Origin of the sequence: Mesorhizobium sp. BR1-1-2 (assembly GCF_020165435.1) — a bacterium.
Lineage (GTDB): Bacteria > Pseudomonadota > Alphaproteobacteria > Rhizobiales > Rhizobiaceae > Mesorhizobium.
The window spans coordinates 199,970-226,072 of sequence record NZ_JAIUID010000002.1 but is presented as its reverse complement, the minus strand read 5'-3'; the positions used below and the strand labels follow the sequence as shown (position 1 = coordinate 226,072).

At 63.4% G+C, this 26,103-nt stretch carries 27 protein-coding genes and 1 pseudogene; 14 read left to right on the top strand and 14 right to left on the bottom strand.

Annotation, left to right across the window (positions count from 1 at the left end):
- Positions 1-127 precede the first annotated feature (127 nt).
- Positions 128-940, top strand: a complete 813-nt coding sequence (locus tag LB551_RS04430) for a VOC family protein (protein WP_224658357.1) — start codon at positions 128-130, stop codon at positions 938-940.
- A 62-nt stretch (positions 941-1,002) separates the two neighbouring features.
- Here the strand turns inward: LB551_RS04430 and purB are convergent, their stop codons facing one another.
- The 3 genes and pseudogenes from purB to LB551_RS04415 all read right to left on the bottom strand — a co-directional run.
- Positions 1,003-2,310, bottom strand: a complete 1,308-nt coding sequence (purB, locus tag LB551_RS04425) for an adenylosuccinate lyase (RefSeq protein ID WP_224658356.1) — start codon at positions 2,308-2,310, stop codon at positions 1,003-1,005.
- A gap of 59 nt (positions 2,311-2,369) precedes the next feature.
- The gene (locus tag LB551_RS04420; protein ID WP_224658355.1) at positions 2,370-2,894 is read right to left on the bottom strand and encodes a hypothetical protein; all 525 of its coding nucleotides are present in this window, start codon (positions 2,892-2,894) and stop codon (positions 2,370-2,372) included.
- Positions 2,895-2,983: 89 nt separating this feature from the next.
- Positions 2,984-3,163: pseudogene (locus LB551_RS04415) on the bottom strand (hypothetical protein); the annotation flags it as partial.
- Between the two features lie 139 nt (positions 3,164-3,302).
- On the opposite strand from LB551_RS04415, the gene LB551_RS04410 reads away from it, so the two are divergent.
- The gene (locus tag LB551_RS04410; protein WP_140548888.1) at positions 3,303-3,557 is read left to right on the top strand and encodes a DUF2171 domain-containing protein; all 255 of its coding nucleotides are present in this window, start codon (positions 3,303-3,305) and stop codon (positions 3,555-3,557) included.
- A gap of 16 nt (positions 3,558-3,573) precedes the next feature.
- Here LB551_RS04410 and LB551_RS04405 read toward each other — a convergent pair whose 3' ends face one another.
- Positions 3,574-4,593, bottom strand: a complete 1,020-nt coding sequence (locus tag LB551_RS04405) for a P1 family peptidase (RefSeq protein WP_224622400.1) — start codon at positions 4,591-4,593, stop codon at positions 3,574-3,576.
- The gene (locus LB551_RS04400; RefSeq protein WP_224658354.1) at positions 4,593-5,666 is read right to left on the bottom strand and encodes a branched-chain amino acid ABC transporter substrate-binding protein; all 1,074 of its coding nucleotides are present in this window, start codon (positions 5,664-5,666) and stop codon (positions 4,593-4,595) included. Before LB551_RS04400 ends, LB551_RS04405 begins: the two co-directional genes overlap by 1 nt.
- 180 nt (positions 5,667-5,846) lie before the next feature.
- Here LB551_RS04400 and LB551_RS04395 point away from each other — a divergent pair, with 180 nt between their 5' ends.
- From LB551_RS04395 to LB551_RS04360, 8 genes are all read left to right on the top strand, one after another.
- Positions 5,847-6,374, top strand: coding sequence for a flavin reductase (locus LB551_RS04395; RefSeq protein ID WP_140548882.1), 528 nt, complete (start codon positions 5,847-5,849; stop codon positions 6,372-6,374).
- Positions 6,371-7,300, top strand: a complete 930-nt coding sequence (locus LB551_RS04390; RefSeq protein WP_140493800.1) for an AAA family ATPase — start codon at positions 6,371-6,373, stop codon at positions 7,298-7,300. Before LB551_RS04395 ends, LB551_RS04390 begins: the two co-directional genes overlap by 4 nt.
- An 11-nt stretch (positions 7,301-7,311) precedes the next feature.
- Entirely contained in the window at positions 7,312-8,556 is a 1,245-nt protein-coding gene (locus LB551_RS04385) for a vWA domain-containing protein (RefSeq protein ID WP_224658576.1), read from the top strand.
- Positions 8,557-8,613: 57 nt separating this feature from the next.
- Positions 8,614-8,952 carry an XdhC family protein gene (locus LB551_RS04380; protein ID WP_140548880.1) on the top strand — a complete coding sequence of 113 codons (339 nt, stop codon included), beginning with the start codon at positions 8,614-8,616 and terminating at the stop codon, positions 8,950-8,952.
- A gap of 6 nt (positions 8,953-8,958) precedes the next feature.
- Positions 8,959-9,663, top strand: coding sequence for an XdhC family protein (locus LB551_RS04375; protein WP_140548878.1), 705 nt, complete (start codon positions 8,959-8,961; stop codon positions 9,661-9,663).
- Complete coding sequence (locus LB551_RS04370) at positions 9,660-11,270, top strand: NTP transferase domain-containing protein (protein WP_224658353.1); 1,611 nt, start codon at positions 9,660-9,662, stop codon at positions 11,268-11,270. Before LB551_RS04375 ends, LB551_RS04370 begins: the two co-directional genes overlap by 4 nt.
- A 242-nt stretch (positions 11,271-11,512) precedes the next feature.
- Complete coding sequence (locus LB551_RS04365) at positions 11,513-12,367, top strand: alpha/beta hydrolase (protein ID WP_224658352.1); 855 nt, start codon at positions 11,513-11,515, stop codon at positions 12,365-12,367.
- A 73-nt stretch (positions 12,368-12,440) separates the two neighbouring features.
- The gene (locus LB551_RS04360) at positions 12,441-13,640 is read left to right on the top strand and encodes an epoxide hydrolase family protein (RefSeq protein ID WP_224658351.1); all 1,200 of its coding nucleotides are present in this window, start codon (positions 12,441-12,443) and stop codon (positions 13,638-13,640) included.
- Positions 13,641-13,684: 44 nt separating this feature from the next.
- On the opposite strand, the gene LB551_RS04355 is transcribed toward LB551_RS04360, so the two are convergent.
- The gene (locus LB551_RS04355) at positions 13,685-14,722 is read right to left on the bottom strand and encodes a DUF1176 domain-containing protein (protein WP_224658350.1); all 1,038 of its coding nucleotides are present in this window, start codon (positions 14,720-14,722) and stop codon (positions 13,685-13,687) included.
- A 141-nt stretch (positions 14,723-14,863) separates the two neighbouring features.
- Between LB551_RS04355 and LB551_RS04350 the strand changes: the two genes are divergently transcribed.
- Entirely contained in the window at positions 14,864-15,370 is a 507-nt protein-coding gene (locus LB551_RS04350; RefSeq protein WP_224658349.1) for a DUF1993 family protein, read from the top strand.
- Positions 15,371-15,428: 58 nt separating this feature from the next.
- On the opposite strand, the gene LB551_RS04345 is transcribed toward LB551_RS04350, so the two are convergent.
- A complete protein-coding gene (locus tag LB551_RS04345) occupies positions 15,429-15,593 on the bottom strand; it encodes a hypothetical protein (protein WP_140493788.1) in 165 nt (54 codons plus the stop codon).
- Positions 15,594-15,981: 388 nt separating this feature from the next.
- Here LB551_RS04345 and LB551_RS04340 point away from each other — a divergent pair, with 388 nt between their 5' ends.
- The 3 genes from LB551_RS04340 (at position 15,982) to LB551_RS04330 (ending at position 18,948) form a co-directional block, all read left to right on the top strand.
- Positions 15,982-16,443, top strand: coding sequence for a hypothetical protein (locus LB551_RS04340; RefSeq protein ID WP_224658348.1), 462 nt, complete (start codon positions 15,982-15,984; stop codon positions 16,441-16,443).
- A gap of 121 nt (positions 16,444-16,564) precedes the next feature.
- Entirely contained in the window at positions 16,565-17,632 is a 1,068-nt protein-coding gene (locus tag LB551_RS04335) for an aldo/keto reductase (protein WP_224658347.1), read from the top strand.
- A gap of 47 nt (positions 17,633-17,679) precedes the next feature.
- Positions 17,680-18,948 carry a cysteine desulfurase-like protein gene (locus LB551_RS04330; protein WP_181172337.1) on the top strand — a complete coding sequence of 423 codons (1,269 nt, stop codon included), beginning with the start codon at positions 17,680-17,682 and terminating at the stop codon, positions 18,946-18,948.
- A gap of 15 nt (positions 18,949-18,963) precedes the next feature.
- On the opposite strand, the gene LB551_RS04325 is transcribed toward LB551_RS04330, so the two are convergent.
- The 7 genes from LB551_RS04325 to LB551_RS04295 all read right to left on the bottom strand — a co-directional run bounded on the left by LB551_RS04325 (position 18,964) and on the right by LB551_RS04295 (position 26,095).
- The gene (locus tag LB551_RS04325; protein WP_140548862.1) at positions 18,964-19,992 is read right to left on the bottom strand and encodes a histone deacetylase family protein; all 1,029 of its coding nucleotides are present in this window, start codon (positions 19,990-19,992) and stop codon (positions 18,964-18,966) included.
- The gene (locus tag LB551_RS04320) at positions 19,989-20,504 is read right to left on the bottom strand and encodes an N-acetyltransferase family protein (RefSeq protein WP_411970929.1); all 516 of its coding nucleotides are present in this window, start codon (positions 20,502-20,504) and stop codon (positions 19,989-19,991) included. Before LB551_RS04320 ends, LB551_RS04325 begins: the two co-directional genes overlap by 4 nt.
- A gap of 200 nt (positions 20,505-20,704) precedes the next feature.
- A complete protein-coding gene (locus LB551_RS04315; protein WP_224658346.1) occupies positions 20,705-21,634 on the bottom strand; it encodes a 3-keto-5-aminohexanoate cleavage protein in 930 nt (309 codons plus the stop codon).
- A gap of 4 nt (positions 21,635-21,638) precedes the next feature.
- Positions 21,639-23,024, bottom strand: coding sequence for an aspartate aminotransferase family protein (locus LB551_RS04310; protein ID WP_224658345.1), 1,386 nt, complete (start codon positions 23,022-23,024; stop codon positions 21,639-21,641).
- 1 nt (position 23,025) lies between these two features.
- Positions 23,026-24,666: a N,N-dimethylformamidase beta subunit family domain-containing protein gene (locus tag LB551_RS04305; protein ID WP_224658344.1), complete on the bottom strand. Its 1,641-nt coding sequence runs from the start codon at positions 24,664-24,666 to the stop codon at positions 23,026-23,028.
- 8 nt (positions 24,667-24,674) lie between these two features.
- Positions 24,675-25,439 (bottom strand): amino acid ABC transporter ATP-binding protein, encoded by a 765-nt coding sequence (locus LB551_RS04300; RefSeq protein WP_140548850.1) that lies wholly within the window; start codon positions 25,437-25,439, stop codon positions 24,675-24,677.
- A complete protein-coding gene (locus tag LB551_RS04295; protein WP_224658343.1) occupies positions 25,436-26,095 on the bottom strand; it encodes an amino acid ABC transporter permease in 660 nt (219 codons plus the stop codon). Before LB551_RS04295 ends, LB551_RS04300 begins: the two co-directional genes overlap by 4 nt.
- Positions 26,096-26,103: the final 8 nt, after the last annotated feature.

The following is a 26,103-nucleotide window of genomic DNA, read 5'->3' as shown; positions in this document are numbered from 1 at the left end:
TCTACCGTGGTGAAACGAAACAGCCGTGTGAGAGCCGGGCTTTTGGATCTGACACGACGCAAGATGATCGGTGGCGCAAGGCTCCTTGCCTTGGGTGTCGACTGGCGCCGGCCGAGCGGAGACTTTGATGAGTGAACTGCCTTTTGCCGCCACCACGCCGGTGAGCGTCGCCCGGGTCGGGCTGAAGGCGCGCGACGCCGAAGGCCTGGCCGCTTATTATCGTGCCGTTGTCGGCCTGCAGGAGTTGAGCCGCGCCGATGGCGTGATCACCTTGGGCGCCGCCAACCGTCCGCTGCTCGTGCTGGAGCCGGATGCCTCGGCCAAGCCTGACGATCCGCGCAGCGCCGGGCTGTTCCACACCGCCTTCCTGCTGCCCAGCCGCGCCGATCTCGGCCGCTGGATCAACCATGCCATCGCCAGCAAGATCGCCATCGAAGGCGCCTCCGACCATCTGGTCAGCGAAGCGCTTTATTTGACCGATCCGGAAGGCAACGGCATCGAGATCTACGCCGATCGCCGGCCGCAGGACTGGAAATGGAACGGCGACAAGATCGCGATGGCGACCGAGCGGCTGAACATCCCGTCCGTCGTTGCCGACGTGCCGGCCGGTGACGCCGGCTGGCAGGGTGCGCCTGAAAACAGCATTGTCGGCCACGTCCACCTGCGCGTCGGCCGGCCGGAAGAGGCGGAAGCCTGGTGGAATCAGGAATTCAGCTTCGACACGGTGGCGAAGTATGGCGGCCAGGCTGTGTTCCTGTCGTCAGGCCACTACCATCATCATATCGGCGCCAATGCGTGGCAGAGCGCCGGCGCCGGCCGCCGCGACCCGGCCCGGTCGGGCCTTGCCTGGGTCGAGATGCGTTCCGACAACGTGGCCAATGAAACGACCCGCGAAGATCCGTGGGGCACGGTGATCAGGACCGTTCCCGGCAAAGCGTGATCGGCAGTTACGTCCTGCGGTACCCTCTCCTCGTAAAGCGAGGGGGAGAAGGAAAGCCCGTCTCACGCCTCTCCGAACACCCGCCGGAAGATCGTGTCGACATGCTTGGTATGATAGCCCAGGTCGAATTTCTCCCGGATCTCGGCTTCCGGCAGGGCCGCGATGACGTCCTTGTCGGCCAGCAATTCTTCAAGAAAATCAGCGCCTTGTTCCCACACCTTCATGGCATTGCGCTGCACCAGGCGGTAGGCGTCCTCACGCGAAACGCCGGCTTGCGTCAATGCCAGCAGCACGCGCTGCGAATGCACGAGGCCGCGAAACTTGTTCATGTTCTTCAGCATGTTGTCGGGATAGACGAGCAGTTTGTCGATGACGCTGGTCAGCCGCGCCAGCGCGAAATCCAGCGTCACCGTCCCATCCGGCCCGATCATGCGCTCGACGGAGGAATGCGAAATGTCGCGCTCGTGCCAGAGCGCCACATTCTCCATCGCCGGCAGTGCGAAGGAGCGCACCATGCGGGCAAGGCCGGTTAGGTTCTCTGTCAGCACCGGGTTGCGCTTGTGCGGCATCGCCGACGAACCTTTCTGGCCAGGCGAAAAATACTCTTCGGCTTCCAGCACCTCGGTGCGCTGCAGATGCCGGATCTCGATCGCCAGCCGCTCCACCGACGATGCGATGACGCCGAGCGTGGCGAAGAACATGGCATGGCGATCGCGCGGGATCACCTGCGTCGATATCGGCTCCGGCTTCAACCCGAGCTTTGCCGCGACATGCTCTTCGACATAAGGCTCGATATTGGCGAAGGTGCCGACCGCTCCCGAAATGGCGCAGGTGGCTATGTCCTCGCGAGCGTGCACGAGCCGCTCGCGGCAGCGCGAAAATTCGGCATAGGCTTGCGCCAGCTTGACGCCGAAAGTGGTCGGCTCGGCGTGGATGCCGTGGCTGCGGCCGATGGTAACGGTATCCTTGTGCTCGAAAGCGCGGCGCTTCAGCGCCGCAAGCAGCGCATCGATGTCGGCCAGCAGCATGTCGCTGGCGCGGGTGAGCTGCACCGCGAAACACGTGTCGAGAACGTCCGAGGACGTCATGCCCTGATGGATGAAGCGGGCGTCGGGTCCGACGAATTCGGCGAGATGGGTGAGAAAAGCAATGACGTCATGCTTGGTGACGCGCTCGATCTCGTCGATCGCATCGACGTCGAACTTCGCAGCATTGCCTTTTTCCCAGATGGTCTTCGCCGCCTGTTTCGGGATGACGCCGAGTTCGGCCAGCGCGTCGCAGGCATGAGCCTCGATCTCGAACCAGATGCGAAACCGGGTTTCGGGCGACCATATGGCGACCATTTCCGGCCTGGAGTAGCGAGGGATCATCGGTCAGTCCTGACGTGTCGAGAAATTTGCCTGCGTCCTAACAGAGGCGGACAAAATGCTCAACGCCGCTGCCGCGCAAACCAGAGGCTGGCGGCAAACAAGGCGACGAAGCCGAGCGGAAAATAGAGCCGGATGCCCAGCACCGCGAACTGGTAGAGTGCCACCGCCATCGTGAAGACGAACTGAAGCCCCCAGGTGAGGGTGAAGGTGGGTGCATGCCATTCGGCATAGTAGGACCGGTACTGCAAGGCATACAGCCCGGCGGTCAGGCCGATCGTCGCCGCAGCGAGACCCACGAACGCCGCCGCGAAGGCGACTTCCCGGCTCCTTCCGAGCGAGACCAGCCGTGCCGCGAACAGGCCAACAGGAAAGGCCAGAGCGCCGCCGCCTGCAAACAGCAGCGTCACGGTGCGGATTTTATCTGGCGTCACCCAACTTTCCAGCAACAGGTTGAGGAGCGCGCTGGCGCCCATCGTGGCGGCCCACACCACAGCGCCGAGCAGCGCCGTGCGCAGCGCAGGTATGGCATGGCGGAGGCGGCCCAGGGTGCGGAGACGCCTGGCGGGTTGGACGAGCGGTGTCACAGGTGACCCGTCACCGCGATCCAGCGATAATCCGGCCCTTCGAAGCCATATTGGCGCACCGCAATCAGCACCGCATAGGCGCTGAGACTGTAGCGATTGCCGCAGGGAAATCCCGATCCATCCTGCACGCCATATTCTTCGAACGCGAAGACGCCGCCGTCCTTGGTGAAGCCCAGGATTTCAAGCTCGGCGACATCTCCGGCCCGGGCGGCGACGAGCGCGCAAAACTGCGCAAGCAGGCAAACGGCAAACAGAAGACGGTTTTGCATGACGTTTCCCGCCGGGCCAACGATATCGCCATTCCCTATCACGGCAAGACGCCGGCGTCGCGCTGTCCGATAAAGCAAGCGCCATGCATCCAATCGCGGCCTCGTCTGTTATTGTCGGCAGTCCCAATGGAGAACCACCATGACCGACACCAGCAAAATTCGTGAGCATATGGAAGTGATCGGTGCCGATGGCGTCCATGTCGGCACCGTCGACAAGGTCGAGGGGCAGCGGATCAAGCTGACCAAGTCCGACAGCGGCATGGGCGCGCATAAGGGGCACCACCATTTCATTCCCTTGAGCCTTGTTGCGGAGGTCGAGGGAAAGAAGGTCTGGCTGTCGGCGAATTCCGACGTCGCGGTCACTTTCGAGGAAGAAAAGTCCGACCCCACCTGATCGCGTGTAACCGCCGTCAGCGCGACGACCAGACCGGAAACAGATCGCCCTCGGCGGGCGTCGCGGCGAAAACGCCGCGAGTGATGGCGCGCGCCATCGTGGCGCCTGCCGCGGCATAAAGGTCGATTGCCGTGTCGGCTTCGAGCCGGATACCGCTCCTGCCCGTCGCCAGCGCGAAGACCAGATCGCCATCGGCCGGCGTGTGCGTCGGCCATATGGCCCGCACGAAACCGTCATGCGCCGACATGGCCAGGCGCTTTGCAGCAGCCTTGGTGAGAACGGCGTCGGTGGCGATGACGGCGATTGTGGTGTTGCCGCCCGTGTCCGTCTTGCCCGTGAACTCCTTGTCGCGAAATTTCAAGAGGATGCTTTTGGCGTCGTCCGGCATCGGCGAGGGATAGCCAAGTGCGCCGAATTCATCGCCGATCTCGAACGGAGCCGCCCAGAAATGGCGGCTTCGGCTGACGGTTACCGAACCGGTCGGATTGACCGCCGCAAGCGCGCCGATCGTGATGCCATTGTCAAGCAGCGTCGAAGCCGAGCCAAGCCCGCCCTTGAGACCGGAGGTCAGCGCGCCGGTGCCGGCGCCGGTCGTGCCGATCTGGAAATCCGAACCGGCGGCCTGCGCCGCCGCGTAGCCGAGATCGCGGTACGGCGGATAGCGGCCCCAGTCCTTGTCGCCGCCATTGCGCAGGTCGAAGAGGATCGCCGCCGGCACGATCGGCACGCGAAAGCCGCCGACCTCGAAGCCAATGCCACGCTCGCGCAGCGCTGCCTGTACGCCGGACGCTGCGTCGAGGCCGAAAGCCGACCCGCCCGACAGCACCACGGCATGGACCGTCTCGACCGAATTGTGGGGTTCGAGCAGGTCCGTCTCGCGCGTGCCCGGTGCACCGCCCAGGATCTGGACGCCGGCTACAGCCGGTTCGTCGCAAAGGACGGTCGTCACGCCGGATTTCAGTCGGGCATCGGAGGCATTGCCGACGCTGAGACCGGCGACATCGGTGATCAGGTTACGCGGGCCGGTGCGAAACATCAGTTGCTTTCCAGCGGTACGAAGCGGGCGCCATCGAAACGGAAGACGCGGTACGGTTTCCGGCTGAGGTCGCCCTTTGCGTCAAAGCGCACCGGCCCGATCGCCGTGGTGAAATCATGCCCGATGAGCGCTTCGGCAAGCGGCCTGCCGGAGCTTGCCGCTTCCGCCATGGCCGCCTTGGCGGTTTCTACCGCCGCATAGGCCGGCAGCGTATACCCGTCCGGCACGATCTTTTGCGAGGCGAACGCCTCGAGCACCTTGGGATCGGCGACATCGGCCCATTCGGGGGGAGCGATCATCAGTGTACCCGTGGCATAGGGCACTGCGCCGGGCGGCGTGCGCAGGTTCTCGCCGCCGGCGAATACGATGCCGGCGTCGAGTTGCGCGGCGTCGCGACCCATGATGGCGATGTCGTCGCCATCGCCACCGGCAAAGACATGGGTTGCGCCGGCCTTCTTCAGCCGGCCAATCAGACCGATCTGGTTGTCGAGCTGCGGCCGGAACGTATCGACGAACACCGGTTTCAGCGCCGCCTGTTCGGTCGCCGCCCGCAACGTCTCGGCGATCTCGCGGCCATAGATGGTGCCGTCATCGATGACGGCGAACAGTTCGTTCTGCCAAAGCCGTGTGAGGGTGGCGGCGACGGCGTTGCGCTCGTCGTCGCCCCTCGGTCCGAGCCGGTAGACCGGCCAGCCGGTCTTGGAGCGGCGGTCCGTCAGGCTTTCGGTTCGCACGCCAACAGTGATGACGGGGATGCCCGCGTCCTTGAGGATCGGCATCGCCGCCTCGATCGTTTCCGTACAAAGAAACCCCACCACGACATTGACCTTCGCGGCCGCGAATTCCCGGGCTGCCGCGGCACCCCCCTCGGCCGTGCAGGCATCGTCGACCGTCTTGAACTCGATGCCGTTCACCTGGGCCGCCATCTCGGCGCCCGCCTCGATCTGCCTGCCGAGGATCGCCGAGGATCCGGAGAGCGGCGCGGCAACGCCGACAAGCACCGTCTGGGCGCTGGCGGCGCCGGTCAGCAGCAGCCAGGCCAGCGCGGCAGATATCGTTCCCCCGGGTCGCATCCTGTCGAAGACTTCCTCCAAGCGAGTCCGGATGGTCCCGGCGCCACTCCCGCCAAGACCTAAAGGCTGCCCGGTCTTGGCGCAACACGCGAATATCGGGATATGGGCCAAGCGCTTCGCTTGTGGCATGTCATATCTGGCCATATATAGCGGTAGGGTTCTGGTTATGGAAAATCTCCGGTGTTGAAGAAGAACGACATTGGGCCGCAAGCCTATCGCGACGCGATGAGCCATTTTGCCGGCCACGTCCATGTGGTCACCACCGACGGTCCGGCCGGCAGGCGCGGCGCGACGGTGATCGCGGCCTGTTCTGTGTCGGACACGCCGCCGACCATTCTGGTCTGCCTCAACCGCGAAAATCCCAAGAATGAGCCGTTCGTGAAAAACGGCAGGTTTGCCTTGAACACGCTTGCCTCGCACCAGGAGCCGCTGTCGGTGGGCTTTTCCGGCATGACCGGCTTGCCGGTCGAGGAACGTTTCGCGCTCGGGGAGTGGGATGTGATCTCCACCGGCGCGCCGACGTTGAAGGGCGCGCTGGCGGTGTTCGACTGCGAACTGATCGACACCAAGGACTTGGCCACCCATCGTGTGCTTTTTGGCAAGGTGACAGGCCTGCGCATGGGCGATAATTTACGGCCGCTGATCTATCACGCCCGCGGCTACCACGTTCTGGAAAGCGGGGCAGAGGCGTCCACGGAGAAGGAATGACCGAGCTGAAACCGCGCCCCGTGCCGCGGACGATCGACGAGACGCTCGATCTTCTGACCGGCGCGGACTATGTGGCGGACCGGTCGTTGGCCACCGTGCTTTTCCTGTCGCTGCGCATGAAGCGGCCGTTGTTCCTCGAGGGCGAGGCCGGCGTCGGCAAAACCGAGATCGCCAAGGTGCTGGCCGAGGCACTCGGCCGCCGGCTGATCCGTCTGCAATGCTATGAGGGTCTCGACGTTTCGTCCGCCGTCTATGAGTGGAATTATGCCGCGCAGATGATCGAGATCCGCATGGAGGAGGCGGCCGGCAAGGTCGACCGCTCCGACATGGAGCGCAACGTTTTCTCGGAAAAATACCTGATACGCCGTCCGGTGCTCGATGCGCTGACCGGCAAGGCCGGCGCCGCCCCGGTTTTCCTGATTGACGAGCTCGACCGTACCGACGAGGCGTTCGAGGCCTTCCTGCTCGAGATCCTTTCCGATTTCCAGGTGACGGTGCCCGAACTCGGCACGATCAGGGCGGAGGAACCGCCGATCGTCATCATCACCACCAACCGCACCCGCGAGATCCATGACGCGCTGAAGCGGCGCTGCCTCTATCACTGGGTCGATTATCCCAGCGCCGAGCGGGAGTTGGAGATCGTGCGCCGCAAGGTGCCGCAGGCGAACAGCCGGCTTTCGGCCGAGGTGGTCTCCTTCATCCAGAAGCTGCGCCAGATCGAATTGTTCAAGATGCCGGGCGTCGCCGAGACCATCGACTGGGCCGGCGCGCTGACCGAACTCGACAAAGTCGCGCTCGACCCGGAAACCGTCTCCGATACGATCGGCGTGCTGCTGAAATACCAGGACGACATTGCCCGCATCGGCGAGGGCGAAGGCCGGCGTATCCTCGACGAGGTGAAGGCCGAGCTTTCGGCGGCGGAGTAGGGCTCATGGCCATGCCTCGCGCGGAACCCAAGGAGGCGACTGTCGACGGCCACATCGCCGACAACATCGTCTATTTCGCCCGTGTCTTGCGCAAATCAGGCATGCGGGTCGGGCCTGCCTCGGTCAAGGATGCCATCGAGGCGGTCCTTGCCGCCGGCATCGGCTCGCGCGACGATTTCTACTGGACGCTGCATGCCGTGCTGGTGTCGCGGCATGAGGACCATGCCACCTTCGACGAGGCCTTCCGGCTATTCTGGAAGTCGCGTGAGCTGGTCGAAAAGATGCTGGCGATGCTTTCGCCGGTGGCGCCCGATACCAGGGAGAAGCAGAAGCCACGCACGGCTGAAAGCCGTGTCAGCCAGGCTATGTTCGAAGGCCACAGCAGGAACCAGCCGGCGCAGGAAATCCCCGAGATCGAGGTCGACGCGCGCTTTACTTTCTCCGGCAACGAGGTGCTGAGGGCCAAGGATTTCGCTCAGATGAATGCCGCCGAGATGGCCGACGCCAGGAAAGCGATCGCCGAACTGCGGTTGCCCTTCGACATGGTGCGGACACGCCGGTTCAAGGCCGATGCGCATGGTCGCCGCATCGATCCGCGTGCCATGATGCGCTCGGCTGCACGCACTGGCGGCGAACTGATCCTGCCGAAGTTCCGCTCGCCCCGCGAAGTGTATCCGCCGCTGGTCGTGCTCGCCGACATTTCCGGTTCGATGAGCCAATACACGCGTATTTTCCTGCATTTCCTGCATGCTCTGACGGAAAAGCGCCGTCGCGTGCACACTTTCGTCTTCGGCACCAGGCTCACCAATCTGAGCCGCCAGATGCGCCATCGCGATCCCGACGCCGCCTTGGCCGATTGTTCCGCCGCGGTGAAAGACTGGTCGGGCGGCACGCGCATCGGCGACACGCTGGCCGAGTTCAACCTGATATGGTCGCGTCGCGTGCTGGGACAGGGCGCGGTGGTGCTTTTGATCACCGACGGGCTCGAGCGAGACGCGGTCGACGGCCTGTCGGAGCAAATGGAGCGTCTGCACAAATCCTGCCGGCGGCTGATCTGGCTGAACCCCTTGCTGCGCTTCGGCGGTTTCCAGGCGCGCGCCCGCGGCGTCAGGGCGATGCTGCCGCATGTCGATGAATTCCGTGCCGTGCACAATCTCGACGCGCTCGCCGATCTCTGCGCTTCGCTGGACCGGAAGCCTGGATATGCCGTCGATCCGCGGCGATGGATGGAGGGTGGCGCGAGGCGCGCCGCGTAGCCATATGCTGCTGAAGACACATATTTTCGGGAAAAACAGACCCTGAGAGAAGCAACGATGAGCGACAGCATTTACCTCGACGAGGCCCGCGACCCGCTGATCATCGCGGAAGGCTGGATGAAGGACGGCAAGGATGTCGCCATCGCGACCGTCGTCGAGACTTGGGGTTCCGCGCCACGCCCGGCCGGCAGCCATCTGGTCATCGACGCCGACGGCAATTTCCACGGCTCGGTTTCGGGCGGCTGTGTCGAAGGCGCCGTGGTCACGGAGGCCATGGACGTCATCGGCACCGGCAAGCCCAGAATGCTGGAATTCGGCGTCGCCGACGAGACCGCCTGGCAGGTGGGCCTTTCCTGCGGCGGCCGCATCAAAGTTTATGTGGAAAGACTAGGCTGATCTTCGATGGATCCTTATGCGCTGAAAACACTCAACGCCGAGCGTCGCGCGCGCCGCGCCGCGATCCTGGTCACCGATCTTGGTGATGGCCGCGACCGTGTCGTGCGCGAAGGCGATGCGGTCGCCGGCGATCTCGGTGCGGCGATCAGCAAGGCGTTCCGCACCGGGAATTCCGGCTCGGTCGAAGCGGAAGGGCGGACCTTCTTTCTCAACGCGCATCTGCCGCATCCGCGCCTGGTGGTGATCGGCGCCGTGCATATCAGCCAGGCGCTGGCGCCGATGGCCAGGATCGCCGGCTATCCAGTCGAGATCATCGATCCGCGCACGGCTTTTGCCACGTCGGACCGCTTCCCCGACGTCGCGTTGCACGCCGAATGGCCTGCGGAGGTCCTGCAACGACAGCCACTCGACAGCTACACGGCGGTCGCTGCCGTCACCCACGATCCCAAGATCGACGATTTCGCGTTGAAAGCGGCGCTCGACGCCAGGTGCTTCTATGTCGGGGCACTCGGCAGCAGGAAAACCCACGCCAAGCGGGTCGAGCGCCTGTTGGCGCTGGGCGCCAGTTCCGAGCAGATCGGTCGCATCCAGGCGCCGATCGGTCTCGACATCGGTGCGGCCAGCCCCGCCGAGATCGCCGTCGCCGTGCTGGCGCAGGTTATTCACGCATTTCGCTCGCGCGGCCTTGAAGCCAGGGACGCCGCAGCGTGAAATTCGGCCCGGTTCCTATCGAACAGGCTGAGGGCGCCGTGCTTGCACACGCGACGACGGTCGGCGAGCGACGATTCCGCAAAGCGCATCGGCTGAGTGCAGAGGATGTCGGGGTGCTGAAAGCGGCGGGCATCGGCGAAGTCGTCGCGGCCGTGCTTTCTCCCGGCGATCTGGGCGAAGACGCCGCCGCTGAACGGATCGCGACCGGTATGCGCCACCGCAATGTCGTGGCCAAGCCTGCCGCGACCGGGCGGGTCAACCTCCATGCCCAAGCCGCTGGCGTCTTCACCGTCAACAGCGCGATGATCGACGCCATCAATGCCGTCGATCCAACCATTACCATTGCCACGCTTGGCCAGCATGCGCCGGTTGAAAAGGGCCAGATGGTAGCGACAGTGAAGATCATTCCCTTCGCCGTCGGGTCGGCGCTGGTCGATGCGGTCATGAAGATCTGCGCCGGCGGCGAGATCTTTGCCGTCAATGCCTATCGGCCCATTCGTGTCGGTGTCATCCAGACCGTGTTGCCGGGCGTCAAGCCGAGCGTGCTCGACAAGACGTTGCGCGTCACCGAGGCACGGCTGGCGCGTTCGGGCGGGCGGCTGACGGCCGAGCGCCGCACGCCGCACGAGGTTGCGTCGGTGGCCGAGGCGGCCGCCTCGCTGGCGCGCGATAACGACATGGTGGTGATCTTCGGCGCTTCGGCCATGAGCGATTTCGCCGACGTCGTTCCGGCCGCGATCGAGGAAGCGGGCGGTACCGTCATCCGCGCCGGCATGCCGGTCGACCCCGGCAATCTGCTGGTGCTCGGCAAGCTTGCCGGCAAGCAGATCATCGGCGCGCCGGGCTGCGCCCGCAGCCCCAAGGAGAACGGCTTCGACTGGGTGCTCGACCGGCTGATCGCCGGCATCGACGTAACGGCGACCGACATCGCCGGCATGGGCGTCGGCGGCCTGCTGATGGAAATCCCCACACGCCCGCAGCCGCGCGAACCGCTGCCGGCCGTAAGCCGGCTCAAGGTTGGGATCGTGCTTTTGGCAGCAGGCCGTTCGAGCCGCATGGGCGGGCCGAACAAGCTTATGGCGCTTTTCGACGGCCAACCGTTGGTCCGCCGTACAGCAGAGCGTGCGCTCGCCTCGAAAGCTTCGGCCACGATCGTCGTCACCGGCCATCAACGTGAGCGGGTGCGCGGCGCGTTGTCGGGCCTGGACGTGACCTTCGCCGACAATCCCGATTTTGCCGATGGGCTCTCCACCTCCGTGAAAGCCGGTATGGCCTATCTGCCGGGAGACGCCGCCGGTGCGATGATCGTTCTCGGAGACATGCCGGGTGTCTCGTCCGGCGATCTCGACCGGCTGATCGATGCGTTTCGCGGGGCAGGAGGCAATTCGGTGGTCCGCGCCTCGCACCTTGGCAAACGCGGCAACCCGGTACTTCTGCCGCGCGCGCTGTTCCCGGCGATCGCCCATCTCGAAGGCGATACCGGCGCACGCCATCTGGTGGAGGCCGAGGGGCTCGATGTCATCGATGTGGAGATCGGCGAGGGCGCGTCCGTTGATGTCGACACCCGCGAGGCGCTGGAAGGCGCCGGCGGCGTGCTGCAGGATTGACAAACCGAAGCTGAATTACGCATGGCTGAGTGATGGTTTTCAGTTCACCAGCGTCTGCGCTTCTACCCCCCTCTGGCCTGCCGGCCATCTCCCCCTCAAGGGGGGAGATCGACAGTTTCGATGGCGGCTCCCGCCTTGCAAGCGTGGAGGTTGGCGAAAGCCGAACATATGTCCAATCTCTCCCCTTGAGAGGGAGATGGCCGGCAGGCCAGAGGGGGGCGTGCCGCGCTGCCCTCACAGCCTTGCTTTTCTTGTTTTCCGCCGCCTATGCCGAGGCGCTCGAACTAAAACCCTTCAAGGACGATCTGTTCGCCTATCCCCCGACCCTCTCATCCGACACCAATGGCGCCTATACGGTCATCGACTACCGAGAGATGCGTGACATCAACCAGCGTGACCAGGTGCCGGAGCGAAGGGTGCACGCCCAGTACACCGACACCGGCGTACGCAAGGTGCAGCAGGATCTGCTGTTGAAGACCGATGCTGGCGATGTCAGGCACATTGCCGTTGGCAAGACGCAAGGCGCCGGCATCATCGTGCTTTACCTACACGGGCAGGGGGGCAGCCGCAAGCAGGGCGTCGACGACTTCACCTTCGGCGGTAATTTCAACCGACTGAAAAACCTGATGGCCGGCAATGGCGGCCTCTATCTCAGCCCGGACTTTTCCGATTTCGGCGACACCGGCGCGGCGCAGGTCGCGGCCCTGATCAATCACTATGCCGAACAATCGCCAGCCGCGAAAATCTTTGTCGCCTGTGGCTCGATGGGCGGCGCCCTGTGCTGGAAGCTTGCCGCCCGCAACGATACCGGCCGGCGCATCAACGGGCTGCTGCTGCTCGGCTCGCTATGGGACGAGAGTTTCCTCGCAAGTCCTGCCTTCAGGCGCCATGTCCCGGTCTTCTTCGGCCAGGGCAGCCATGACGTGGTTTTCCCCGTGGAAAAGCAGGAAGCGTTCTTCCGCTCCATCATCGCAAGATCGAAAGCCTATCCCTATCCGACGCGGTTTGTCCGTTTCGAGACCGGCACCCATGGTACGCCGATCCGCATGACCGACTGGCGCGGCACGCTCAACTGGATGCTGTCGAAGGCGCCTTGATGCATGTCGGCCAGAGAGCATTGGGTTTGGCTATCATCGTTCGGCCGATATCCTCTTGCAGGTGGAGGCTGATATGATCCCACGGCTCGGAAGCACGGCGATGGACGCTCGCCCCTTCAATATCCAGATTCCGAGCGAACAACTTGAGGATCTCCAGGGCCGTCTTCACGCAACGCGATGGCCCGTTCCGCCAATCCAAACAGGCTGGAACGATGGGGCCGACCTGCCGTTCATGGAGCGCCTTGCGGATTACTGGCGAGATCGCTTCGACTGGAGAGCGCAAGAGGCGCGGCTGAACCGGCTACCGCAATATCTGGCCAGGGTGAACAACCTGGACGTCCATTTTATCCACCAGCCAGGCACCGGACCGGCGCCGCTGCCGCTGATCATCACGCACGGCTGGCCCGGTTCCTTCATCGAAATGGAACGCATCATTCCATTGCTGACGGATCCATCTGCCCATGGTGGTGACCCAGCCGACGCTTTCCACGTCGTGGTTCCCTCGTTGCCCGGATATGGCTTCTCGCAGGCGCCGACGGAACCGGGCTTCCACTCCGGCCGCATCGCGGAGCTATGGGTGCAGTTGATGTGCGGGCTCGGCTATGACCGCTTCGCTTGCCAGGGCGGCGACATCGGCGCGGGCGTCTCCGCCTGGATGGCACGGCTCCTTCCTGAAAACGTGCTTGGCATTCACGTCAATTACATTCCCGGGAGCTATCGGCCACCCTTGGGTGCAACTGAGCCACCTGTCACCGTTGAGGAACAGGCATTTCTGGACAAGGCTGCGGCCTGGACGGCAACGGAGGGTGCCTATGCCCATCTGCAGGGCACGAAGCCTCAGACGCTTGCTTATGCGCTGACAGACTCGCCGATCGGTCTCGCAGCCTGGATGATCGAGAAGTTCCGTTCCTGGAGCGATTGCGACGGTGACGTGGAACGCGCCTTTGGCATGGACGCGCTCCTTACGGACGTTTCTCTCTACTGGTTCACCAATGCGCTCACCTCGTCCTTGCGACTATACAAGGAGAATCGGCTGTCCCCTCTTGCGTTCAAGGCGCAGGAACGCGTTTCGCCGCCGCTTGGGGTAGCGCTTTTCCCCCGCGAATTGCCAATGCCGCCGCGCTCCTGGGTGGCGAGGGTCTTCGACGTGCAGCGGTGGACGCCGATGCCGCGGGGCGGCCATTTCGCTGCGCTGGAGGAACCCAATCTTCTGGTCCAGGACATTCGCGCCTTCTTTCGGCCGATGCGTTCGCGGCCTGAATCGAGAAGGTGAATGCGAAGGACGGGTCGAACGCGGCGTTCTTGATTGAGTCTTCCCTACGGAGCGGTGTTGTAGTCGACAACCGTCTGCGGGTTTTCCTCGCCGTCATAGGAGGCGTCGACGTCGTACTGGACGAGCGAAAAATCGCCGTTGCGGAACAGATAGGTGCCTGCTGACGAGGCATCGCCGGCGCCGCGCCATTTGTTGAAGGTGGTGATCGTGTGGGCGTCCTGGTCGTAGCTGGAATTGGTCGCCCAGCCGGTGGTCTGAAAGCCGACGATGTGCATGGATTCGACCTTGCCTTCGCTGTCGTTGTTCACGTAGCGGATGTCCATCTCCGGTTCGGTGAACTGCAATTGCCTGACGCCATTCGCCTCGTCGGTCATGTAGTAGATCGAGCTTTCATTGTATGCGGCCGCCGAGCAGGAAAAATGGAACAGGCGCGTTTCCTTGTCGGGATCGCCGGCCGCCGCATCCTTGTCCCTGTATTTAATGGAAAAAATCTCCGGCTCCTTGGCCGCGAGATCCCTGTCGCATTGATCGCTATAGCTGGCCAGGAAAGCCTTCCTGGCCTGCTCCAGGGCTGCATCCTTCTTCGGCGGCGGCGGGCCGTCGCCACAGCTAGCCGGCACGGCCTGCTCGAAATCCGCGCTCGACGGCTTCAGCGCTCCGCTGTCGATGAAGATCGGCTGGAATGGCGGCGCCTGAATCTGGGCATTGACCTGGCGCAGAGTGTAGCAGCCGGAAAAGACCTTCGCCTCGCCCTTCTTGTCGGTTGCCTGGATCGCGACCGGAACGCTGTAGTAGATGCTGCCTGCCGCGCCCTCGTTGGATACGGCGCCGGTCCTGACCTCCACCTTGTCGGTACCGTCATAGCCCTTGACGAAGCTGTCGAAGTCCTTGGCCGGCTTGGTATCGCCGTAATAACCCCAGGCACGCGCGAATTCATGCCGGTTGATGGCGCTGTAGAGCGAGCGGACAACCGCCTCGGCGCTCGACCTGTCATCGACGTAGGGCGCCTCGTCGGCAGGTGCCGACTGGGCGATGGAGGCAAGGGAAAACAAGGCGGTAGCTGCGAGAAAAGCGTGTCTCATCGGGAATCTCCACGCGGTAACGGAAATTCTACCACGGTGATTGCGGCGACGTGGTGACGCCTTGCGGGTATCGCTTGAAGAATCGCCCGGGAAGGCGCTAGTTCGCACTCACGGCGCCTCAACTGCCCGGGAGATAATTGCGTGACCCTATCCATGTATGAAGTATCGGTGGTCGTGTTTTCGACCCGGTTGAAAGCGCTGTCCAGCGTGCTGTCCACGGCCGAACAGAACGCTGGTGAGCGCAAGATCGACCCGCAGGTATTCCTGACGGCGCGGCTGGCGCCCGACATGTTCGCGCTGACCAGGCAGGTGCAGATCGCCACCGACCATGCCAAGGGAGCCCCATCGCGGCTCGTCGGCCGGGAGGTTCCCAAATACGAGGACAATGAGGCGAGCTTTGCCGAATTGCAGGCACGCATCGCCAAGACGCTTGACTATCTTGCGACGTTCTCCGCAGCCGATCTCGAAGGTTCGGACGAGCGGATTGTCGAGGTCAGGCTCGGCGGGCGCGAGGTCTCGATGGCCGGTTTGCAGTATCTCCTGCATCTGGCCATGCCCAACTTCTATTTCCACCTCACCACCGCCTACGACATTCTTCGCCACAATGGTGTGCCGCTGGGCAAGGCAACGTTCCTGGGCTCGCGTTGACGGATCACGCCGTCAAGGCGTTGCGCATCAGGAGCGGAAAATATCCTGGCTGCCCGAACTAGCGAACGGACATTTCGCGGGCGATGCGCGGGAAATCGGCGGGCTTGATGCCGATGTCGGCGCGGTCCGCATTGCTCATGGAATGCAGCAGCGCGAGCGCGGCACGATAACGCAGATGTTCCTGCGGCCGTGGCCGCGCGAACATTTCAGTGAAGAACCCCATAATCCAGGCCCCTGTTGGACCTCCCAGCGTTGGAATATAGGGGATTCATGACAATTGTGCAGTGCAGCATTTGCATGCCTGCCATGCTCAGCAAAATTTTCTGCCATGATCCTGCATCGCCTGAAATTTTCGCAGATCGCGAAATCGTATCCCTCTTGCTGGCACTTGGCCGGTTTTTCCTCTCCGCTTCCGGCGAATTGCGGACTGCCGAAAGTGCGGCCTGGCCTTTTGTGAGTGATTGGGCTGCGGTCCAGTCTCGTCAACGCTTTCAATTGTTAAATCGGCGGCATGCATTTTTAACGAGCGGACCCTAAGGTGGATGTCTCGAACACACCGTGAGACTGGGGAGGCTGACATCGTTACCAGCGCCAAGCGGGATTTCGCTTCGTTGCTCGATGATCTCTTCGTCGCCCCCGACAAGGACGGCGAAGAGGCGGCCACTCGCCCGTCGATTCCATTTGACTATCTTTCCGTCGCCGACGAGCTTCATTCCGGCCGTATCAAGGTTTCTGGCAGCGGATTTGCCACGGAGTACCGCGAGGCAGGCGCGGATCTCGCCGCAGAATTCGCGGCCCTGCTCGATCACGCGAAGCTGGCGCTGGCGGGCGAAGAAAGGAAGCCCGAGGAAAAACTGCCGCCGATCGATCCCGAATCAATTGCCGTGGAATTGGGATTGGACACACCTAAGGCTGTCGCCGATTTTGGCCGCATGCGCCGCAGCTTCGCCTTTTCGAACCATCCCGATCGCGTCGCGCCGCACCTGCGCCAGCGCGCCATGATCCGCATGCAGGTGGCCAACATGCTGATCGACGAGGCCAAGCGGCGCGCCCTGGCAGGGGCTCGCCGGTAGCGCAGTCTGGTTCACGCAAAAGTCGGTTTGCCGAGGCTTGGAGAGCGCCTCTGCTTTCTTGTAGGATGAAACTTCCTTCCCCGCGCAGCCGCGCAAGCTTTTCCCGCCGGAGCACACTTCCATGCACAAACGCCGTCTCGGTCGGACCGATCTTCTTGTCACCCAGATCTGCCTCGGTTCGATGACTTGGGGCCAGCAGAACACCGAAGCCGACGGCCACGCCCAGATGGACCTGGCCTTTTCGCGCGGGGTGAATTTCATCGACACTGCCGAGCTCTACCCAATCCCGCCCAAGCCGGAGACGCAGGGGCGGACCGAGAAGATCATCGGCAGCTGGATGAAGGCAAAGGGCAACCGCGACAAGGTGATACTCGCCTCGAAGGTCGTCGGGCGCACCGCCAACAGCTGGTTTCGCGGCGACAGGCCGTCGCAGCTGGTGCGCGCCGATATCTTCGATGCCGTCGACAAATCGCTGGCCAGGCTCGGCACGGACTATATCGACCTCTACCAGATCCACTGGCCGGAGCGGGACATACCCTGGGGCGCCAATCCGACGCGCGTCGGCGCTGTGGCGCGCCGCACTGATTCCGTCGGGGCGCCGACCGGGGAAACGCCGATCGCGGAGACGCTTGCCGTTTTTGACGAGCTGATGAAGGCAGGAAAGATCCGCCATTTCGGCCTGTCGAACGAGAGCTCCTGGGGCGTCATGCGCTTCATTGCAGAGGCTGACAAAGCCATTGGTCCGCGCGTCGCCTCGATCCAGAACGCCTACAATCTGGTCAACCGGACCTTCGAGGTGAACCTCGCCGAAGTCTGCGATCGCGAAGAGGTCTCGCTGCTTGCCTATTCGCCGCTGGCACAGGGTTATCTCTCGGGCAAATACGATCACGGTGCGCGTCCGCAGGGGTCGCGCACGCAGCTCTTCAATCGCGGCCAGCGTTACGAGACGCCTAACGCCGCCGAGGCGCAGCTTGAATATAACGAGCTGGCGCGCTCCTTTCGCCTGGAGCCGGCGCTGTTCGCCAACGCCTATGTGGCGAGCAGGCCCTTTGTCACCTCTAACATCATTGGCGCGACGACCATTTCGCAACTCGAAATGGCGCTGTCTTCAGTCGAGGTCGTCTGGACCGAAGAGATGCAGAAGGCGGTGGACGCCATTCACCAGCGGGTCGGCAATCCCTGTCCTTGATTGGCTCGTGAGTGCAATTAACCAAGAATAACAGGGGGATGCAGACGATGGTGGATTTTCCGATTGAAACAGTGCGTGGAAAATTCCCCGCGCTCGCTCTGACCGATAAAGGGCGCCGGCGCATCTATCTCGACAATCCCGCCGGCACGCAGGTGCCGCAGGCTGTGGCAGACGCAGTGTCGCGCTGCCTGTTGACCACCAACGCCAATCTCGGCGGCTATTTCGAAACAACGATCGCGGCTCAAGCTGTCGTCGACGAAGCGCATCACGCAATGGCCGACTTCCTTGGCGCCGCGAGCCCTGAGGAGATCATCATCGGCGCCAACATGACGACGATGACCTACCACATGTCGCGTACGCTCGGCCGCACGATGAAGCCCGGCGACGAGATCATCCTCACGCGCATGGACCACGAGGGCAATGTTTCGCCGTGGCTGCAGCTTGCCGAGGATCTTGGTCTCGTCGTGCGCTGGCTGCCCTTTGATGAAAAGAGCTGGCAGGTCGAAGAGGCCGCGCTGACAGGGCTTCTGTCCGGGAAGACTCGAATGGTCGCTTTGAACTATGCCTCGAACCTGACCGGTTCGATCAATCGGGTTAAATCTCTGACGCGCCTCGCAAAACAAGCCGGTGCCCTGGTCTATGTCGATGCGGTGCAGTTCGCGCCGCATGGGCTGATCGACGTGCAGGACCTCGGCTGCGATTTCCTGATCTGCTCGGCCTACAAATTCTTCGGACCGCATATGGGCATATTGTGGGGCCGTCGGGATGTCATCGATGACTTGCAACCCTACAAATGCCGCTGCTCGTCAGACAACCTGCCGGAGCGGTTCGAACTTGGCACGCCGCAGATCGAACTGATGGCCGGTTTGACGGCGGCCATCGACTATTTCGCCGATCTCGGTGCCGCGGCGGGCGAGGGCGGTTCACGGCGGCAAAGCATTGCCAAGGCGTTCGAAGTGTCGATCCCATATGAGAACGTGCTGGCCCGGAGGCTGATCGAAGGCCTGTCGGATATCCAGGGGCTGACGATCCGTGGCATCACCGACCCCGCCCGGATCGGCGAGCGTGTGCCGACGGTATCCTTCACCGTCGACGGGATCGCGCCGGAAACGATCGTCCGGCAGATGAACGCAGAGAACATCTTCCTCTGGTCCGGCCACAACTACGCCTGGGAGATCGTCCACCAGCTCGGCATTCCGGCCGAACAAGGCGTCGTGCGCATCGGCATCGCCCACTACAACACATCCGGCGAGATCGATGAGACGCTGGAGAGCGTGCATCGGGTCATCGCCATGCTCAGGCAGCAGCGGCCCTGACCCGAGATCGACCGGTCAGCGTGCCTTGGTGCCGAACCCGGTCAGGAAAGCGGTGAGGTTGTCACCGAGTTCGTCGCAGAGATAGCCGCCTTCCTGGACGATTGCTGTCGGCAGGCCGAGCTTGGCGATGGCTTCGCCGATGCGCGAGAAACCTGGCGTCGTCACCGAAAGTCCGCCGAACGGATCACCCTCGAACGCGTCGAGCCCGAGCGCCACGACCAGCGCGTCGGGCGAGAAGGCGCGGATGCGCTGGAACGCCACCTCAAGCGCTTCCAGAAACGCCGCGTCGGCGGATTTGCGTGGCAAGGGCAGGTTGAAATTGTAGCCGAGACCGGGCCCTTCGCCGCGCTCGTCGGCATGGCCCCAGAAGAACGGATAGAAGCGCACCGGATCGGCATGCAGCGAAACGGTCAGCACGTCGGGCCGCGCATAGAAGATGCCTTGCGTGCCGTTGCCGTGATGCAGATCGACATCGAGGACCGCAACCCGTGCCGCTTGGCGGCGCAGTACCTGTGCTGCGACGGCCGAATTGTTGATGAAACAGAAGCCGCCGGCGACGTCGGCGAACGCATGGTGACCGGGCGGGCGGCAAAGCGCATAGGTGGCCGGCGCGCCCGCCATCACCGCTTCCGCCGCCTCAACCGCGCTCCACGCGCTCCACAGCGCGCTTTGCCAGGTCTCGCTAGAGATCGGGCAGGCCGTGTCGGCCATGTGGTACCCAGCCTGGCCGACCGCGGAGGCCGGATAGGAGCCGTTGCGCACGATCGGGTGGATGTTCGGAATCACTTCCGCCGAGGCACCCTCAATGCGTTGCCAACGCGTATAGATATGCTCCAGGAAATCGAGATATTCGGGCGTGTGCACCGCCGCGACCGGACCAAGTCCGTGATTGCGCGGCCGCTCGATCGTGCAGCCGGCCGATTTTGCGCCTGCCAACAATCTCTCGACGCGCTCCGGCTTTTCCGGATTGGGCTGCGGGGCGCCGCTGGAAAGGAAAGCCTTGGGGTCGTGGCGCTTCTGCTCCTGCGCGTAGAAGGCTTTCATTCCTTTTCCTCCGGCGCGTCGGCAAAGGTGAAGAAAGCGTCGCCGATGATCTTCTGCGTCTGCTCGTAGCTCGACCAGGCGATGCCCAGCCGTTCATAAAAGGCCTTTGCGCTCTCATTGTCGGTATCGACGGACAATCTGAGATAAACACCGCCTTGCTTGCGGCACTCGGCCGCGACGCGCCGCAGCAGGCGCTCGCCGATCCTGCGGCCGCGAAACCGGTCCTCGACATAGAGGTCCTGCACATAGACGCCGGGCCGCCCCATCCAGGTTGAGAAGATCGGGAAATAGAGGCACAGTCCGGCGAATTCGCCATCGACTTCGGCGATCAGGGTCGAGAAGGCAGGTCTTTCGCCAAAGCCGTAGCGGCGCAGGTCCTCTGGCGTCGAGGTGATCTCCTGATGCGCGCCGATATTGTTTCCGAGTTTCAGGATTGCCGCGTGGATGGTTTCGACATCGTCGATCCGGCCGGGGCGAAGTGTAACCGCTTGTGATGGGCGAACCTTGTTCATTGAGAGCATGGCGCCAAGGCACCCCCCTCTGTCCTACCGGACATCTCCCCCTCAAGGGGGGAGATTGGCAGCTTCGAGGTCACCGCCGGTGTTGCGATGTCGGTGATTAGCGAAAGCCGTAGCGATGTTCGATCTCCCCCCTTGAGGGGGAGATGGCCGGCAGGCCAGAGGGGGGTGGGCGCTACCATCTCAATCGCATCTCAAAACGCCACCCTGTCGCCGCCCTTCAGCGCCAGCATGTCGCGTGCTTCGGCCGGCGTGGCAATCTCCAGCGACAGCCCGTCGAGAATGCCACGGATGCGGCGCACCTGATCGGCGTTGGATTTCGCCAGCTGGCGGCCGTCGTAGAGACTGTCTTCCAGCCCGACACGGACATTGCCGCCCATGGCCGCGCCGATCGAGATCAGCGGCATCTGGTGGCGGCCCGCGGCCAGCACCGAGAACTGGTAGCTGTCGCCGAACAGCTTGTCGGCGATGCGCTTCATGTGGATGAGATTGTCCGGATCAGCGCCGATGCCGCCCAGAATGCCTAGCACGAACTGAATGAACAGCGGCCCCGACACCAGACCCCGGTCGCGGAAATGCGCCAGCGAATAGAGATGGCCGACATCGTAGCACTCGAATTCGAAGCGCGTGCCGCAGCCCTTGCCCAGCCTCTCCAGCACGCCTTCCATGTCGGCGAAGGTATTCTTGAAAATCGTGTCGTGTGTGGCTTCCAGCAGCTTCGGTTCCCATTCGTGTTGCCATTCCCTTGGCTTGTCGAGCATCGGGAACAGCGCGAAATTCATCGAGCCCATGTTGAGCGAACACATTTCGGGCTCGGCCCGCAAAGGTGCCGCCAGCCGCTGGTCCAGCGTCATCAATGAGGAGCCGCCGGTGGTGATGTTGATCACCGCCGCCGTCGCCTGCTTGATGCGCGGCAGGAACTGCATGAACACGTCCGGATCGGCCGTTGGCCGACCGTCTTTTGGGTCTCGGGCATGGAGATGCAGGATCGAGGCGCCGGCCTCGGCCGCGGCGATGGCATCCGTCGCGATCTGGTCCGGCGTTACCGGCAGATAAGGCGACATGGATGGTGTATGGACCGATCCGGTGACGGCGCAGGTGATGATGACCTTTCTCGGCTCCATTGTTTTATCCCTGACCTTCGACCGGCAGGTCGAGCTCGGCTGCCAGGACTTCGAGCGAGTCGCCGATGATGGAGACGATCTCGCCGACCTGTTCGCTGGTGACGATCATCGGTGGTGCGACCATGAAATTGTCGCCGTCGACACCGCCCTTGACCTTGCGGCCATAAATGATCAGCCCGCGCTCATAGGCGAGGTCGAGCAGGCGCTGGGTGGCCTTCCTGCCCTGGTCTATCGGCCGCAGCGTTTCGGGGTCGGCAACCATCTCGGCACCGGTGAGCAGGCCCTTTCCGCGCACGTCGGCGATGAACGGGAAGCGCTTGGCGAGCCCCCGCAATCCCTCCATCAGCACATCGCCCATGGCGGCCGCATTGGTGATCAGGTCGAGCCGGTCCATTTCACCGAGCACGGCAAGACCGGCGGCGCAGGCGAGCGGATTGCCGGCATAGGTATGGCCGTGCTGGAAGCCGCCGGAGGCAAGCAGCGGCTGCACCAGCCGCATCGGCGCCGCCAGCGCGCCGAGCGGCGCGTAACCCGATCCCAGGCCTTTGGACAGCGCGACGATGTCTGGCTTGCAGTTCCAGTGGTCGCCGCCGAGGAATTTGCCGGTGCGGCCGGCGCCGCTCATCACTTCGTCATGGATGAGCAGGATGCCGTAGCGGTCGCAGATCTCGCGGATGCGCGCATAGTAGCTGTCCGGCGCCACCAGCGCCGCGGTGGCAGCACCCCCGATCGGTTCCATGATGAAGGCGACCACGCTTTCCGGCCCCTCGGCCAGGATTTTCTCCTCCAGCATGTCGGCATAGCGGATGCCGCGCTGCTCCATCGAGAGATTGTCGCGGTCGCGCCAGGCGGTAGGTGCCTGCACGGTCGGCATTACCCTCATCATCGGCGTGAAGGTCTCGGCCAGCGCATCGTCCCCGGTGATCGAGAGCGAACCCAGCGTGCCGCCATGATAAGAGGGGAAGCGGGTGATCACCTTCCAGCGGCTGGCCTGGCCGGTGGCCACCGCCCACTGCCGCGCCAGCTTGATGCAGGATTCCGTCGCCTCCGAGCCGCCGGAGACGAAGAAGATGCGATCCATGCCTTCGGGCAATTTGCCGGCGAGTTCGCGCGCCAGCTCTTCGGCCGGCTCGTTCTCGAAATGCAGCCGGTAGGCGAAGGTGGCGCGATCCATCTGCCGCTTCATGGCGTCGAGCACATTGCGGTTGGAATGACCGATATTGGCGACCATTGGGCCGCTCGATCCGTCGATGAAACGGCGGCCGTCCTGCGTCCACATATAAATGCCCTCGGCGCGGTCGATCAGCGGCCGGCGCAGGCTGGAGAGGTAGAACAGATGCGATTGGCGCCGGGCTTCGGCGTCCGGTACGGCAGTCTGGGCGTTCGACATGTCAGGACTTTCCAAGATAACGATCGAGGACGTTTTGTGTAACGCGTTCGACCATCGGGTCCTGCCTCAGCAGGCCGGCGACCCATTCGCAGCTTCCGGCGTGGAAGACCTCGCCCTTGCCGCGCGGGAAACTGACGATCATGCCGTTGCCGCGTTTGACTTTTTCCAGGCTGGCGTCGCTCCGATCGCCAAACAGCGTCTCGGCGCTGAAGCGGCCATCCTCGTCGGTGAGAAACTGATCCTCGATCGGGATATCGGCGCTTTCCTCGACCTGGCTGGCCATGCCGACCGCGAGAACCTCCAAGCCATCCGGCGCGCCGCTGGTCGCGGTCGGGTAGGGAAGGCCGCCGCGGATTTCGAAATCCAGCCCGTCGACCTCATAGCCATAGACATGACTGTCGGCGCCAAGCAGGTCGCCATAGTAGACGCCGGTTCCGGCAAAGGCCCAGTGCTCGGGTCGATACACGGGAAAGCCGCGCACACCGCGTGGCGCGCAGCCGCCCCATCCCGCATAGAGGCCGCGTGTGGCGTTGAGCCCGAAGGTCGCCGAACCCGGCCGGCCGATCTCGGGCGCCTCCCAGGAGTTGGTGGCGCGGGTCACATCACCGCCGCGATAGGCGGGGTCTTCGGCGCGGGCGCGGTATTTGTAGCAGACCTGGCGGCGGCCTTCATCTTCCAGCCGCGTCTGCCACATGAAATTGCCGGCGAAACGCGCCGCATGGCCGCCGCGCTCGACATAGCTGTCAACCGCATCGCGCATCTCCCAGGTCCAGTATTCGTCATGGCCGACAAAGACGGCGCAGTCGTAGCCATCGAGAATGTCCGGCGAGAAATGCAGATCGTGCTGGCTGGCGAGGTCGACGGCGTAGCCCGCCCGTTCGGCGAAGCGGAAGAAATGGCTGTCATAGCTCGCCCAGCCCGACGAGGCGTATTTCTTCGAATGGCCGGTCGCAAGCGCCCATTCCATGTGCGGATAGCGCGGCACGGTCCTGGGTGGCACAGCGACCTCCAGCGGCACGCGCGGCGCCTCCTTCGGCAGCACGACGAAGCCGCGGCACCAGGGGCGCTGCGTCGAGACAACAGGCGAGTACTGGTTGCGGTCCGGCCCGGTGATGCCCTGATAATGATTGGAGCCGCCCCAGGTGTTGTAGGCGAGCCAGGTGCCTGTCGCCGCCACCTGCAGCACACGGCCTGGCTTCTTGCCCGGCAGGGGCGCGACGATGAAGAGATGATGGGATTGGATCGGCTTGCCGTCGCGGCCTTCCGCGGTCAGCGTCACGCGATAGGCGCCGGACGGCCAGTCGCTGCCGACGCGGAATTCGAACGAAGCTTCCCAGCCGCAGCCTTCGGCCGAACACTGGTCTGGACTTTCCTGCCAACGCGCCGCAATGCTCGATTTCTCGAACATTCTCGTTTCCGTGCCGCCGTCGCGGACGATCGCCATGCTGAAGGACGGTGCCGTCGAACTGACATGCAGCGTCACTGTCTCGCCGGCGCGATAGGAAAACCGGTCGCTGTAGCACCAGATTTCGCCGCGCTCGCCATCTATGCCCGGCCACTCATAATAGTGGCCGCGCACTGCGTGGCGGCGCTGCTCTGGCGTCAGTCCGAAATCGGGGAATTCAGTGGTCAGTCTGGTCATCGTCGTACTCAGGCGGAAAGGTATTTTTTGAGGAAGGTGCGGGTGCGTTCTTTTTGCGGGGCGCGGAAGATGTCGCCCGGCGGGCCTTCTTCCACCACCACGCCGCCATCCATGAACAGCACTCTGTCCGCCACTTCGCCGGCAAAGCGCATCTCATGCGTTACGATGAGCATGGTCATATGCTCGGCGGCAAGCTGCTTCATCACCGCGTTGACCTCATCGACCAACTCCGGATCGAGGGCCGAGGTGGCCTCGTCGAACAGCATCACCTTGGGCTGCATGGCCAGCGCGCGGGCAATCGCCACGCGCTGCTTCTGCCCGCCCGAAAGGCGCGAGGGATAGGCGTCGATCTTGTCGGCGAGCCCGACCTTGGACAGCAGACCAAGCGCCAACTCACGAGCTTCGGCTTTTGGCATGCTTTTCAGGATCACCGGGCCCATCGTGATGTTCTCGATCACGGTCAAATGCGGGAACAGGTTGAAGTGCTGGAACACCATGCCCATCTGCTGACGCACCTTGTTGATGTGCCTTTCGAACGCATGGCCATGCAGCTCCTGGTTGACCTGTACGCCGTCCAGCCAGACCTCGCCGCCGTTCAAACTCTCGAGATGGTTGATGGAACGCAGCAGCGTGCTCTTGCCGGAGCCGCTCGGCCCGATGATGGCGACGATCTGCCCACGTTCGACCGACAGGTCGATGCCTCTGAGGACCTCGACGGCGCCAAACGATTTGCGTGCGCCGCGGACCTCGACCATTGGCCGCTGCGTGCTCATCGGGAAACCTCCACATGTCTTTCAAACCGATGCAAGGCCGCCTCGAGCACGAGATTGAGAATGTAGTAGAGCGCCGCGGCCGTGATGTAGAATTCGAAGGGGCGGAATGTTTCGCTGATCGCCAGTTGCGCCGAGTGAACCAACTCGGCAATGCCGATGACCGAGACGATGGAGGATTCCTTCAACAGCGCGATCAAATTGCTGCCGATGGGTGGCGCCGTGTTGCGGATGGCCTGCGGTATCACGACATGGCGCAGCGTCTGCCACTTGCCGAAGCCGATGCTGCGCGCGCCTTCCGTCTGGCCGACATCGACGGCCACGATTCCCGCGCGGATGACATCGGCATTGTAGACGGCAAAATGCAGTCCAAGGCCGACAATGCCGGCCGCAAGGGCAGGGATGTCGATGCCGACCTGCACCAGGCCGAAGTAGATCAGGAAGAGCTGCAACAGCAGCGGCGTGCCCATGAACACCCACATGAAGGCGCGCACGGGGTAGGCCAGGATTGCCGGTGCGTAGAGTACGACAACGGCAAAGAAGATGCCGCCGGCGAAGCTGAGCGCTCCCGCCGAGACCGTCAGCACCGATGTCCACCAGGCGCCGGTCAGCAGAAGATCCCAGTAGGGCGCGACGACGGTGAAATCCAGGCCTTGCATCGTTTTCC

Excerpts from the sequence above, each read along its gene's own strand:
- LB551_RS04385 (WP_224658576.1), top strand. The coding sequence starts at position 7,312 with ATGCCTCGCGCGGAACCCAAGGAGGCGACTGTCGACGGCCACATCGCC.
- LB551_RS04355 (WP_224658350.1), bottom strand. The coding sequence starts at position 14,722 with ATGAGACACGCTTTTCTCGCAGCTACCGCCTTGTTTTCCCTTGCCTCC.
- LB551_RS04345 (WP_140493788.1), bottom strand. The coding sequence starts at position 15,593 with ATGGGGTTCTTCACTGAAATGTTCGCGCGGCCACGGCCGCAGGAACAT.
- LB551_RS04305 (WP_224658344.1), bottom strand. The coding sequence starts at position 24,666 with ATGACCAGACTGACCACTGAATTCCCCGATTTCGGACTGACGCCAGAG.
- LB551_RS04380 (WP_140548880.1), top strand. The coding sequence starts at position 8,614 with ATGAGCGACAGCATTTACCTCGACGAGGCCCGCGACCCGCTGATCATC.
- LB551_RS04320 (WP_411970929.1), bottom strand. The coding sequence starts at position 20,504 with ATGAACAAGGTTCGCCCATCACAAGCGGTTACACTTCGCCCCGGCCGG.
- LB551_RS04335 (WP_224658347.1), top strand. The coding sequence starts at position 16,565 with ATGCACAAACGCCGTCTCGGTCGGACCGATCTTCTTGTCACCCAGATC.
- LB551_RS04375 (WP_140548878.1), top strand. The coding sequence starts at position 8,959 with ATGGATCCTTATGCGCTGAAAACACTCAACGCCGAGCGTCGCGCGCGC.
- LB551_RS04390 (WP_140493800.1), top strand. The coding sequence starts at position 6,371 with ATGACCGAGCTGAAACCGCGCCCCGTGCCGCGGACGATCGACGAGACG.
- LB551_RS04300 (WP_140548850.1), bottom strand. The coding sequence starts at position 25,439 with ATGAGCACGCAGCGGCCAATGGTCGAGGTCCGCGGCGCACGCAAATCG.
- purB (WP_224658356.1), bottom strand. The coding sequence starts at position 2,310 with ATGATCCCTCGCTACTCCAGGCCGGAAATGGTCGCCATATGGTCGCCC.
- LB551_RS04410 (WP_140548888.1), top strand. The coding sequence starts at position 3,303 with ATGACCGACACCAGCAAAATTCGTGAGCATATGGAAGTGATCGGTGCC.
- LB551_RS04360 (WP_224658351.1), top strand. The coding sequence starts at position 12,441 with ATGATCCCACGGCTCGGAAGCACGGCGATGGACGCTCGCCCCTTCAAT.
- LB551_RS04405 (WP_224622400.1), bottom strand. The coding sequence starts at position 4,593 with ATGTTTCGCACCGGCCCGCGTAACCTGATCACCGATGTCGCCGGTCTC.
- LB551_RS04325 (WP_140548862.1), bottom strand. The coding sequence starts at position 19,992 with ATGAAAGCCTTCTACGCGCAGGAGCAGAAGCGCCACGACCCCAAGGCT.
- LB551_RS04315 (WP_224658346.1), bottom strand. The coding sequence starts at position 21,634 with ATGGAGCCGAGAAAGGTCATCATCACCTGCGCCGTCACCGGATCGGTC.
- LB551_RS04330 (WP_181172337.1), top strand. The coding sequence starts at position 17,680 with ATGGTGGATTTTCCGATTGAAACAGTGCGTGGAAAATTCCCCGCGCTC.
- LB551_RS04400 (WP_224658354.1), bottom strand. The coding sequence starts at position 5,666 with ATGCGACCCGGGGGAACGATATCTGCCGCGCTGGCCTGGCTGCTGCTG.
- LB551_RS04295 (WP_224658343.1), bottom strand. The coding sequence starts at position 26,095 with ATGCAAGGCCTGGATTTCACCGTCGTCGCGCCCTACTGGGATCTTCTG.
- LB551_RS04430 (WP_224658357.1), top strand. The coding sequence starts at position 128 with ATGAGTGAACTGCCTTTTGCCGCCACCACGCCGGTGAGCGTCGCCCGG.
- LB551_RS04310 (WP_224658345.1), bottom strand. The coding sequence starts at position 23,024 with ATGTCGAACGCCCAGACTGCCGTACCGGACGCCGAAGCCCGGCGCCAA.